The sequence below is a fragment of the Terriglobales bacterium genome (genome assembly GCA_035567895.1).
Lineage (GTDB): Bacteria > Acidobacteriota > Terriglobia > Terriglobales > Acidobacteriaceae > Gp1-AA112.
In genome coordinates, this window is the sequence record DATMPC010000096.1 from 1 (window position 1) to 12,321 (window position 12,321).

9 protein-coding genes and 1 tRNA gene are annotated in these 12,321 nt (G+C 55.6%); 3 read left to right on the forward strand and 7 right to left on the reverse strand.

Features of this window, described 5'->3' with window-relative positions:
• The coding region (locus VNX88_19975; protein HWY70955.1) for a DUF4136 domain-containing protein at positions 1-507 on the forward strand (507 nt) is incomplete at its 5' end.
• Positions 508-691: 184 nt separating this feature from the next.
• Here VNX88_19975 and VNX88_19980 read toward each other — a convergent pair.
• Positions 692-1,156: a polymer-forming cytoskeletal protein gene (locus VNX88_19980; protein HWY70956.1), complete on the reverse strand. Its 465-nt coding sequence runs from the start codon at positions 1,154-1,156 to the stop codon at positions 692-694.
• Positions 1,157-1,477: 321 nt separating this feature from the next.
• Here VNX88_19980 and VNX88_19985 point away from each other — a divergent pair, with 321 nt between their 5' ends.
• Positions 1,478-1,945 carry a nuclear transport factor 2 family protein gene (locus tag VNX88_19985; protein HWY70957.1) on the forward strand — a complete coding sequence of 156 codons (468 nt, stop codon included), beginning with the start codon at positions 1,478-1,480 and terminating at the stop codon, positions 1,943-1,945.
• A 160-nt stretch (positions 1,946-2,105) separates the two neighbouring features.
• Here VNX88_19985 and VNX88_19990 read toward each other — a convergent pair.
• The 4 genes from VNX88_19990 to VNX88_20005 all read right to left on the reverse strand — a co-directional run bounded on the left by VNX88_19990 (position 2,106) and on the right by VNX88_20005 (position 7,369).
• A tRNA-Val gene (locus tag VNX88_19990) sits at positions 2,106-2,182 on the reverse strand.
• Between the two features lie 67 nt (positions 2,183-2,249).
• Complete coding sequence (locus VNX88_19995; protein ID HWY70958.1) at positions 2,250-3,335, reverse strand: VWA domain-containing protein; 1,086 nt, start codon at positions 3,333-3,335, stop codon at positions 2,250-2,252.
• A 73-nt stretch (positions 3,336-3,408) separates the two neighbouring features.
• Complete coding sequence (locus VNX88_20000) at positions 3,409-6,507, reverse strand: hypothetical protein (GenBank protein ID HWY70959.1); 3,099 nt, start codon at positions 6,505-6,507, stop codon at positions 3,409-3,411.
• 601 nt (positions 6,508-7,108) lie between these two features.
• The gene (locus VNX88_20005; protein HWY70960.1) at positions 7,109-7,369 is read right to left on the reverse strand and encodes a hypothetical protein; all 261 of its coding nucleotides are present in this window, start codon (positions 7,367-7,369) and stop codon (positions 7,109-7,111) included.
• A gap of 509 nt (positions 7,370-7,878) precedes the next feature.
• Between VNX88_20005 and VNX88_20010 the strand changes: the two genes are divergently transcribed.
• Entirely contained in the window at positions 7,879-8,535 is a 657-nt protein-coding gene (locus VNX88_20010; protein HWY70961.1) for a YceH family protein, read from the forward strand.
• A gap of 982 nt (positions 8,536-9,517) precedes the next feature.
• On the opposite strand, the gene VNX88_20015 is transcribed toward VNX88_20010, so the two are convergent.
• Both VNX88_20015 and VNX88_20020 read right to left on the reverse strand, forming a co-directional pair.
• Complete coding sequence (locus VNX88_20015) at positions 9,518-10,246, reverse strand: hypothetical protein (protein HWY70962.1); 729 nt, start codon at positions 10,244-10,246, stop codon at positions 9,518-9,520.
• A complete protein-coding gene (locus tag VNX88_20020) occupies positions 10,243-12,210 on the reverse strand; it encodes a S8 family peptidase (GenBank protein HWY70963.1) in 1,968 nt (655 codons plus the stop codon). The genes VNX88_20015 and VNX88_20020 overlap by 4 nt, the downstream gene beginning before the upstream one ends.
• Positions 12,211-12,321 lie beyond the last annotated feature (111 nt).

Below are 12,321 nucleotides of genomic sequence, written 5' to 3' on the forward strand. Positions count from 1 at the left end.
ACGTTTGCGTATATCGGCGGAGTAGAATCTCTCGTCAGGCTGCAGTTGAACCCAGAGCTACTGAACAATCGGATCCACCGGGCGGTGGTGCGTGAACTGACGGGCAAAGGACTTCGCGAAGTACAGCCAGAAGAAAATCCGGATCTGGTGGTGCGCTACTGGGTTGAGGCGGAGTCGAACGCGCAGTTGACCGGTACTGCCCATTGGGGCATGTATGGTTCCTACTATTATGGTTATTGGACGGTTATGTACACCACGATGAGTACGCCGGTGACCCACAAAGGCCTGCTTGGCATTGAACTGATTGATGCGAAAGCGCGGGATCTTGCGTGGCGCCTGTTTGTGAGTGAGAAGATCATTCACAACGACCCGGACAAGATTTGGAAAACAGCAGACAGTAACATAATCAAGGCGTTCAAAAACTATCCTCCAACAGCGGGGGCCATCGCAGAAAAGAAAGCAGCGTGGGCCAAAGCAGAAGCCGCCAAAAAGTCTGCAGAACCTTAGTGGTTAAGCTCACCTCCTGGTTAACGCGCTGACCGGAAAAGTGAGCGCTGGAATCTACATGTGCTTCTAGTCAACTAACCGGGCACAACCGACCCCCGGTGCCTAAGAACACCGGTAGCCGTGCAATTGTCGCGCGTGTAATCACGGACTGCTCACAAATCACCGCGAATCGCGGGCTAACGAGCTAGATGGTCGCGGCTTTGTATTTGGCTGGATCGATCTCGATGCGGCCCTTAAAGTGGGCGCCGTCTTCGATACTGATACGGGCGCAAAAAATATCACCGACAATGGAGCCGTCTTTTGTAATTTCGACGCGTCCGCTGGCGTCGACGTTGCCGACAGCTTTGCCATTGACAACCACTTCACCGGCGTGAATTTCCGAATTAACGAGCGCGGTGGAACCGATAGTAAGCGCATGGCCATCCAGGAAAATCGGACCTTCCACAATGCCGTCGATTTGCAGGTCTTCCGAGCCGGTGATTGTCCCTTTAATCTGCAGGCTGGAGCCAAGTCGTGCGGAAGAGCGGGACGCGGAAGTTGCGGAGCGTGCGGCGGAATGGGCGGGGGGAGTGAATGGGACGTTGGATGCTGCTGCCTGAGCGGGTGGCGGAGTTTGCGTTTCGGTCATAGTTTGCTGCTTGGACCACATAGGTTCCTCCATGACAAATAGAGATGATTCAGTCCGGGCTGGGAGGCCGAATAGACCTTTACTGTAGATTCATGCGGCGAAGCGAACGACAGGGAAATAGTTTGTATTTGCCCAGTTTGGAACCTGAACGCGCGGACAGGCACAAGCTCTCTGTAATTTACGTCCTAAGCGCACGCAAACTTCTGATGAGCGCGCTTGCCGGATAAGGGTGTACAGGATCGACATGATTGTTAGAGATGTCCGGTTACGCGACTTATCAGACCTCAGTGTTTCTGGTGTTACGATGAGCGCCAGTGAGTAATTAACAAAGGTGAGCTCTCCATGAGACGAACAATTGTCATAGCCGTCCTAGTCCTTACGATGGCCTCTATCGCCCTAGGACAAAGACCGAGCGCGAGCGGGGATCGAAGAGGAAGCATTGAGCAGGTCATAAGGCAACTGGATCATGAACGCATTCAGGCGCAGATCGATGCTGATGCGGCGGCCCTTGAGCGCATCTATGCTGCGGATTTTATCGGCGTAGGGCCAAGCGGCGCCGTGAGAACCAAGCCGCAGGTGATTTCAGATTTTACGTCCGGTGAATTGAAATTTCTGTCTATCACCACCGACGAGGTTCAGGTGCGCATATACGGAAACACGGCTGTCGAGACTGGCCGCTCCACAATGAATGGGCAAGATAAAGGCAAGGCCGTCCCCCGTGACAACCGCTTTACCAGAGTATGGGTAAAGCAGCAAGGGCACTGGCGGTTGGTTCTCAACCACTACTCGCCACTGATTATGCAGCAATAAGCTGGACTGACTGCCCTGACACAACGCCGAACAATTCCACGCGAAACTAGAGTTTCCCAGGCTCCTTGGTATGGAGCCAGCTTCTGTCGACAACCTCAGCCCAGTCTTGTCGGGTCGCCAAGAAGGGAATCATAGGTAGAAAATCTGGCGGGACGAAAAATGGTAGGCACGAGGAGACTCGAACTCCTGACCTCTACCGTGTCAAGGTAGCGCTCTAACCAACTGAGCTACGCGCCTACGTTCGCGGGTTAAATCTATTTTATCGCAAGGGCGAGGCGCCGCGACGGCCAGTCGCATGCCCTCCTTAATTGCTTGCCGACGGTTCACCCGACGCCGCGGCCACGCTTCCGGCCGAAAACCGACTGGGTTGTGGGCGGTATCCGTTGCGTGTGCGAACCCGATAGTTCCTTAGATGATCGCCCAGTAGCTTGACTGTGATGTTTCGCCAACCGTGGTTGGTATTCGATTTCGGATAGTAGCTGAGCGAATACAGATGTCCCAGATCGTCTCGAATCGACGCAAAAGCTTTTCGCTCGTCCCGCCAATTCTTGGAGAAATATGCCTTGCCCCCGGTGGCGGCGGTCATGCGCTCGAAGACAGCAGTCGATACAGGCTCCAGTCGGGCTTCACGAGTACTGATCATGTAGATGGGAATGCCAGAGGACTGGGCTAGTTCGGCAACGTCCTCGGGAGGCACGACGCTCGAATTGTCAGGACCATTGGAGAAGACCACCACAACTTTTCTTCCTGTAATTCCCGCAGCATCTTTCACGGTTAGAAGTAGCGAATTGTAGAGCGCGGCGTCGTCTCCAGCGACGGTTGTTCGCACTCCGCGCACCACTTCTGAACGGTCCGAGGTCAACACTGCCGCCTTCGACAAATCGCGGCTGTAGGAATAGAACGCAATCTTGTCGGCCTTCTCGAGCGAGCGGACAAACTCTGAGATCGCGTCCTGCGCAAAAACGAAGCCACGATACATGTAGTTGCTGGTATCGAAAAGAATAAAGACGTTGGAGCCGGCAATGGCTGCACTGAGGGTGTCGGTTTGCTCAGGGGTCGCAGTAGCAGTAGCAGTATTCGGCGCGGGATAAGACGCGTCCAGGGGTTTGCCTTCGGTCTGCGCGACATCCGCTACGCTGCGCGCTGGTCCGTTGCCCTCGCCGAAGAACGCTATCTTCTCGGGGATCGTGTCTTCGGTAATTTGGAAATCGGCGGGCTTTAGGCCAGTTACGTAGTTCCCCTTGCTGTCGGTGACAGCAACATTCAGTTGCACGAGGTCGACGGATACTTGGAACTGCGCCTGCTCCGCCTGCTGCGCATTCGACCAGGTTCCGGAGCCGTAGATAAGAGCAAAAACTACTACCAGCCTTCGAGAATATCGTTTCGTCATAGCATTATCCCAAAATAGAACAATCGTCAGCTTGCGATTGCGCGAATTTCCACCGTACAGCTTTTGACGCAGCCTAGTTACGAGGCAGTACGCTGCTTGCCTCCAAGACTGAATTCACCTTTCCTTGCCGGAATTCGTCTCCGGCTTCTCGGGTTGCACGGAGCAATGCCGGCCAATCTTCCAGATCCGTAGCAAAGATCTTCTCCACCATGCGCCGTGTCAACTCCGGAACGAGACGATTCAACATTACCGGCGAATAGTCCTTTTCGTCGGCTAAGCGCGCCCAATAGAGGTTGTTCGAGTCCCACGACTCAGCCAGGAAACGGCTCGAGTAGCCCATGAACGCTGGGAAGGGCGGTAAGTTCAGCAGCTCACGAGCGTAGCTCTGTGCCAAAACGGGATGGGGAACTCCGAAGTCCCGTGACAGTCGCTCCCAACTCAGCTCATTGGGATACTGCTGCGTCAGATTTTGCAACTCCTTCCCCGGCTGTCCGAGTGCATCAGCCTGGTCGGGATAGCGGTGACTGAACTCAACAGCAAGATAGAAGGAATCCGCGGGCGTTACGCGAGAAAGCACATCGGGCGCCGGTGCCGAGCGCAGCGCCCTTTGCAAGCGCTCCATGCTCCTGGGAGCAAGACGCTCGGAGAGAATGTCGACTACTTTGCTTCGAAGGTCGTCATTCGATTGCGACGCTGTTAAGAGCTCTTCGCCCGCTTTCTGGTATAGCGCGACGGCGTGTAGCTCATTCCGGCTCACATCCCACCATCGCGGCACGATCGCGCTGGTTAGAATCCCCGGAACTACAGCTCCCCAAATGAGGGCCTGCACATTTTCGGGCGTAATGAAATCCTGCTCGGCTTGCGCGAGCACGTAAGGCAGATCAGCCAGCGATCCCACAAGGTGTGCTCCGCCGCCTGCTGGTGAGCCGGCTCCAAACAACTGCGGAGCCCGCCAACTCGCGCGCTGCATGCCGACCACCGTATCCCCGGAGAAGTCGTGTGAGCGCACGAACAGTGGGTTGTGATGCAGAATCTGAGCTCCCGGCGGCTCATAGTAGGCGTAATTCAAACCGACCAACGTGTCTCTGAGAAACGAGGCGAGCTGACCGCGGGCCTGGAACACCTGGTCCGCTGAAGAAGGTTGGCGGACGACTTTGGAGAGATCGGTTTGCATCTCCAGGTCGGTGTGCCGATTGTTATAGATTCCGGCTCCCCATTCTTCACGTTCGCTCTTCTTGAATATGGGTTGCGGCATCTCGAACTCACGAAGCTCACCTGCCAGAGCAGTCAGGCGGGCCGATGATGCCTTTACTTGGGCTACATCCTGCAAGCCGTCGCCCAATGCAATCAAAGTATCTAGCGACACCAGTCGCTGCGCATCGAGGACAGCCCGCATGCGCGATGCCACTTCCTGGTGCATGCGCTGACCCTCAGGAGTGGATTGTCGCGGGCCCGCTAGCAGGTTGATGACCTCGTTCTGCGATGCCTCCGGCTTACTAGCTGAAGCGACAAGCAGCTCTCGCAGGGCGCTGCGTCCAGCGTCAAAGACACCTGTAGAGGTTGTGATCTTGTCGAAGGGATAGATAACCCGCTGGAAAGACCCGTTCAAGTCCTTTTTGGGAATCTGGTTTTGACGAGCCAATATCTGCCACATTCCAACGCTGGACTGGAACATGCCGAGCGCATTCCCGCGAATGTAATGGTTCGGCAGATTGTCGAGCCGTTCCGCGGTTGTTAGGAAAGTGCTGATTGAGGTGTCGTCAAGGGATGGGAACTCGGAGAACACAAGATATTGGTCTCCAAACTTTGAAAATCTACTCGCCATCAATAACACTGTTTCGGCACTCAAGCGATGGTGCGCGCCCCGTCCAGCGTCGAGTTCGCTCAACATCAGGTAGGCCTGCAGCGGCCCTACTTCCGTATCCACGCGAGAGATGGCAACCAAGGCCTCAAGCAGCTGTTCAGAATTATTCCAGCCGTGCGCCTTCTTACCCCAATCGCGCGTGACATCTGAGTAGTTCTTCTGATGGAGCACACGCTTCCACACTTCAAGATTGCCCGGCACATGGGGTTCGCCGTTCGCCTCCCATTCCAGGCGGGTTAGGAGAAGCAAGAGACCAGGAGCCGGACGAAACACCGATCTTGCAGCCTCCGCTGGAGGAGCATCCTGACGCCGCAATGCTTCGTAAAAAGGTTTGAGCCTGCGAGGCTCGGTAAAATGTGCCTGCTGCGTTCGATTGATGCGAGAGAGCGCATCGAAGTACGCGGCGAGCCAGCCGTTGTCCTTGGAAGCTAACCGGGCAATGAACTCTCCGCCGGCATCAGGACCGACTCCCACCAGATCGCGCCAAACAGCTTCGGCGCTGGTGCCACCGGGTACCACAACATGTCCGGAGCGAAAGCGAATGCGGCTGCCATAGAAATCCAGAATCGGGCCATAAGGAGCAAGACGCTTCAACCCAGGGGACTGGTGCAATGCAGCCTGGGTTTCCGAGTCCATCTGGGCGAATGCCCAATAGAGGCGGGACAGCGCTGAATCGCGCATCAGGGAGTCGATGAGATTCTTGTTTCCCGTCCAGTCCGCTTCAGCAAACAGCATCGGAACGCGAGAGCCGCGGAACGGATATGAGAACGGCTGGCCGCCTTGAAGAGCTTTTTCCAATTCCGGCAATGGGAATCCGGAATCAACTGTGACAAACGCTCGTTGCGGGTCGGCCGTTTCCAGATAGCTGCCGGCCTGTCCACAATCGGTGCGAGTTCGATATCCGAGCACTTGGAGTAACGGTCGTGCCTGTTCGCAGTTGGCAACCCGAAGCACACCTTCAGCGCCCGCCATGACGTCAAGTTCTCGCGCCTGCTGCACATACCGGCTCAACAAAATGAGAAATTCCGTGGGACGCACATGCGCCGACGGTCCTTCATATCCCAGCAAGAAGACGTTTCGCGCCAGCAGAGGGATAACTTCCTCAGGAGCAGCCTTCTGGCTGATGCCAGCCATGCGGAGGAAGGACCGCAACGGCCCTGGAACTTCCACCGTTGCTTCAGACGATTGAGTATCGACAGTCGGAGAAGTGCCAACGGGTGTCTTGCCCCATGAGTAGGGCGTAACGCAAAAAGAAGCAAATAGAAAAGCCGCTACGGAAACTGCGCGCAGAGTACATGGAGCTTTCATGGCTGGAGCCCTCTCCGAACCCTGGAGACACCTGCCAGCTAATCTTCGCGGGGACGAAACGGAATAGAAACTTCGCCGTAACGACCGGCTAGCCGAAGTGGGGAAAGGTACCAGTCCGTCGACGCCGCTTAAATTAGGGGTTTGGCTTTATATCGTCGTTGGTGTCCCCCGGGTCCCTCGAACAAAATCGGCCCACAAGATAAACCATCTATGGCGCTAAGTCCAAGGCCAAATCCTGCGAGAGAGGGCTGGCAATGGTATTGACGGACGGCTACTGGGTTTATTGTGCGAAACCGCTGAAGGCGGGCTCTGCAGGCGAGGCGTGACGACCCGACCGCGACGTCTTTGGGGAAATTCCGCTATGGCCGAAACGCTGCCGCGAAATTCGGTTGAATCGTTGCAGAGGGAATGTCCCAGCTCATGGCTGACCGCCTCGTCCAGCAGGTGGTCAAGAGGAAGCATTGGCTCTTGTACTCGCAAATCGACGAGCGGAGCAGCGACATTATACTCACCGAAAACTTCCGCTAGTTGCTTCACTGGAACTCTCGTGCGAGAGCAACTGTGTCCGGGCATTCGCTTTCCGACAGGGCCCGGGGCACGGTCAACTGCTCTTATAGAACCCGTCTCGACGATGGCTGGAATGGCGTCGCTCTGTGCGCGCCAGAGTCCAAGCAAATCCAGAAACGAAAAGAAGAATTGGGCCTCCGAGAAGTACAACTGCCAGTCCATTGTGGGAAAATCCCCATCCCCAGAGGGTGTTGATTAGGTGATAGGTGAATACGTTGGGAGCAAAGTCAGCATGAAGCGTGAGATAGAAGTAGATGTGGAACGCTAAGACGAATAGTCCAATGCCACAAAGCATCGAATGACACCCACAACGAAGGACTTTCTCAAAATGGAAAATGGTAGTTGTCGCCTTGCCAGTTTCTGAAAGGCGAACAGAACGACGTATAGGCCTAGCAATATGAAGACGGCGGCGGTGACCCAAATTATGCTTTCCCGCCACACAGCTATCATCGGGTGCATGGGATTCCTGTACAGCTCCATGTAGTAGATGTGCAGGCGCACCAGGCAGACATAAGCACCGAAGCCTGAGAGGACAACTCCACACAACAGAAGCCCCAACAAACCAGATCTAATTACGGCTGCAGAAAATCTTCCGGTCATGGGTTGGCAATGCAATAGACGTCGATAATCGGGTCCTAGTTCCGTGAAATCTCTAAATGCGTCGCCTATTGCGTCCAAGGATTGTAGGTGCCAAGTTCAAGATGTGACCTTCTAGATCGCGGCAGGCATAGCCGCGTCCGCCGTCAGGGAATTCCATTCGGCCGTCTTGTAAAAATGGGCTCTTGTTGGCCAGGAGTACGGCTCGTGTACGCTGAAGGCATGGACATCCAGCTCAGCGAAGTCGAAGCTCGAGTTTTAGGATCGCTGATCGAAAAAGAGATTACGACGCCGGATTATTATCCGCTCTCGTTGAACGCTCTGGTGAACGCGTGCAATCAGAAGAACAATCGCGAGCCGGTGATGAGCCTCGACGAAGACGCTGTGCGGAAAGCTCTCGATGGTCTGCAGAGCCACAGGCTCGCCGGTCCCGCCCGCGGCGCTGACAGTAGAGTCACGAAGTATGAACATCGCATTCAGGAAGTATTCAATTTCACACGAGGCGAAGCCGCGATCTTGTGTGTACTCCTGCTGCGCGGGCCGCAAACTCCGGGCGAGCTCCGTAGCCGAACTGAGCGGATGTTCCGCTTTGAGCATCTGGAGGATGTGCAGTCCACGTTGCAACGTCTCATCGAGCGTGAACCACCGCTTGTCGCTATGTTGCAGCGGCAGCCTGGCACGAAGGAATCGCGCTACATGCACTTGTTCTCCGGTCATTCGGAGCCTTCGGCACAGCCAGTGAGCGTAGCTCGCGACGACGAAGGCGGCAGAACGGCGCGACTGGAGAACGAATTCGAAAAACTTCGCGCGGAATTAGAAGAAGTGAAGCGGCAGCTGGCAGATCTTCGCAGGCAGCTCGAATGAAAGGCAACTACTCACGCAGATAAACACGGATTCATGGATGCACGCAGATCTTATGTGGGTAACCAGACCCCGGTTCAGCACCAGCAACAAAAAAATCTGCGTCTATCCTGAAATCAGCGTGTATCAGCGGAAGTAGTTTCTCTTGCCGTTAGCTGAGGCAACTACTCACGCGGGATCCAAGGGCGAGCTATTGCCGAAGAGTGGACTTTTCCGAGTCGACAGACTTCTTAACGTCGGTTCCGGAGGCTGCTTTCGGGCGTGTTGACCGCATACCGATCAGGGGTCCCTGGTAGCTCAGTTCGCTGACTTCTGTGTCCCGGCTTGGGTTCTGCATGGCGACGTTTCACCTCGGATGCCCCCACTCTATCTGTAGACCTAAGAGTCGCCTAGATTACCAAAGGAATCATCTAAGTTGCTCATTTTAGGAATGTTATATTGATGGCGGAGGAGTAGATATTGGCCGGTCTGTAAACCTCCAAAACACTGTCATTCCGAATGGCGTTTTGGCGCGAAGAATCTGCTGTCTTCCTCGGCGTCCCGCAGGACAGCAGATCCCTCACTTCGTTTCGGGATGACAGTAAGGGAGAGTTTCGAGATGACAGTAAGCAAGGATAATGATCTGGTGAATCCGCGCCCTTTAAGACCTTGCTTCCATTGCGAGTCTGTACGTGGTACCACAGGATTGTGAGCAGTATGAGGCGAAGTCGCGCGTATGTCGGTTAGAACCTCGGAATAGGTCCAGGTGAAGAGAGGTCGACGAATTGGAAGGCTGATGACAACTTCCCTGCTAATTCCCTGGCCATTTGCCGAATCGCCTGTGTTTATGCGGGTTCCGCGATTGAAAATTTTTCCTCCGGGAATAATTCCCTGCTGTTTTCCCTGAAGCAGGGAATTTGACTCTCGGGCGCGGGCCTAAAAAAAAACCGGCCGTGCCTCCCCAAAGGCACAGCCGGTCGAACAACCTCGAATGAAACCGGACTGATTAGTCTCCCGTTGCCACGGCTGCACGAGCAGCCAGTGGGGCCGGTGCTGGAGCCGTCTCCTTGGCGCCACCGAAGTAGTGCTTATAGGAGTGGAAGACTCCGAACATCACCGGCAGCACGAGGAGCGGAACCTGCCAGCCGATCTTTACCGTTGCCGCGAGAACCAGTCCGGCAATCGCCGCGCTGGCCACGAAGTACGGGAAGGAAAGCTGGAAGATGTTGCCCCAAACCTTCAGGGCGTTCTTCGCTTCCGTGAGCGAGATGACTAGGGCCACTGGAACAGTGTTGACTACGAAGAATCCAGCTGCAGCCAGAGCCAGCACCAACCCATGAGAAGTGGTCATGTTGTTAAGCGCCGGATAACCGAACAGGAAACGCGTTGCCGCCACTGCCAGAGCCATGTTGCTGAAGTTGAAGATCGCCTGCACCGTGTTGAACTTCTGTGTTGCACGCGGCAAGCACTGAACGAAGGTCGAGAAGCACGCTACAGCCAGAGCTTCCGAGGGGCTCATCTCGGCCACTGCGACCAGGATGAACGGCAAGTTCACTGACATGCTTCCAGTGACTCCAGGCAGTTTCACTTTGAAACGGGCTGCCAGGCAGGCCACCAGAAGGAACGAGACGAAGCGAGTGTGATCGGCCGATTGTGCGTGAAGGACAGCGTTCGCCAACACCGCAAAACCCGCCAATATTACGAGCGCGATGAAGAACTGTGCTGATCGCTTCACAGTGCACCTCCGGTCGGAGGATTCACTGCTTCGCCATCGGTTATGGTGCCGCCTGAGTCCGTGGAGTCGGCATCAGACGCGTCGCCAGGGTCGCCGTCGCTCAACGCGTTGAGAGTTCCGTCGTCGAGCTGACCCCAGACTACGCTCTGACCCCAAACCATGCTGCAGGCTGCCTCGTCAGTCTGACCCCAGACAACCGAGTTGCCCCAAACCATGGAGCTGGCGTCAACTTCGAGCTGACCCCAGACAACTGAGTTTGCGAACACGCCGGATTGTCCCCAGACCATCGACTGTCCCCAGACAACGGACATGCCATTTACCAGCGTCGCGGTCTTGGTAAGCGGGTTGAAAACAACCGTGGGCGAAGCTGCACCGCCGTTAACCGGGCTGTTGTCACCCAGAGCGGCTTGGATGTCCAGATATCCGGCACCGATGGTGAAGACGTCGTATTGGGACAGATAAGTGTTGCCCCTTACGTCGCGACCCCAACTGTTGCCGCGCACTGGATAGCCCTTCCAGGCGCTCCGCATCATGCGCGCCTTGACCATGTCAGGCGTGATGTTGGGATTGCTCTGGATCATCAGCGCTGCGCCGCCGGCAACTACTGGAGTTGCCATGCTGGTGCCGCTCAACTGCATGTACTGTGGACCAGGTGAAGTGGCGCCACAGTCGCTTTGACCAGCGAACACGTCGCAGAGCCATGTGAGTTGTGTCGGCTTGATGATCGCTGAGAGAGGAGCGAGCCCGCTCAAAGTCGATCCTGGCGAAAGCAGCGATGTGATCTTGTTTCCCGGAGCCATGATGTCTGGCTTCAGGATGTGATCAAGCAACGATGGCCCCTTGGAACTGTAACTGGCGACGATGTCGTCCGTTCGCGTCCAGGTTCCCTGTGGGCTCATCGCACCGACCGTGATCACGTTGGGATCATTGCCGGGAGCTTCGATCGTGGCGTAACCCTGCTCGCCGAAACTGTTGTCGCGGCCCATGTTGCCGGCCGCAGTCACAACTACGATTCCTGCCTTCCAGGCTGCTTCAACTGCCTGGCAGAGAGGATCCAGCGTGTAGGACTCGAACACCGGACGTCCGAGCGACAGGTTGATCACACGGATGTTGTACTGGTTCTTCAACTGGATCGCGCGATTGATAGCCGCAATCACCTGACTGTCGGAACCGCCGCCATTAGCGTCGAGTACGCGCAGGTTGATGATGTTGGCTTTCGGCGCAATGCCGTAGAAGCGTCCGGCAGAATCATGACCGTTTCCGGCAACGATTCCGGCAACGTGAGTGCCGTGGCCATATGCGTCGTTTGTGCTGGCATCTCCGGGCACGAAGCTCTCGCTGTAGACCACGCGAGAGTTAGTCATGTCTGCGGTCTGCAAATCATCGTGCTGATAGACGCCGCTATCGATGACAGCGATGCCGATTCCCGTTCCGTCAACGCCGTAGTTCTGACGAGCAATGGCATCATTTACTGGTTGCGGTGCGTCGTCCCACGCTGATTTGTTCGGGCGGTCAGGACTTACATACAGAACCTTATCGTCCTGCAGCAGCCGCTCAAGCATATTGACCGAAATGCGAACGGATGCACCCGACACAGCGCCGAACTCGCGCTTGAATTGAACGCCGAAATTCCGCTCGAACTTCGAGCGCTCGCTGGCTTTGAAGTGACTACGAGCTTCTATAGCGGCTTGCTTCATCCGGTCGCCGTGCGGACCGCTGTAGAACTTGTCATTAGGGTGAAAGTTCTTGTCGTCCTCGAATGCATCCGGCTTGAACTGGACGATTACGTCCACAGTTCCATCCGGATTCACAAGGAACCTGTCTAGGTCAGGCGCCGCTTTAGGTCCGTGCTTGCCTGGCGCCGCGAAGGCTGTACTTACGAACGTAAGCAGCAGCATCGCCGCAACCAAGTGCAAGCGCCAGAACCTGGCCACTGCACCTTTCGTTGTAGTTTGCGGTTTCATTGAGTTCTTTCTTTCTTGCTCCCTGCAAAATTTTTTGTGAACTACCCTGGGGAGGTCCACTTTCTTTTCAGCCGCATCTGAATGCGGGTTAAAGGAAAACACTGCTTAGGA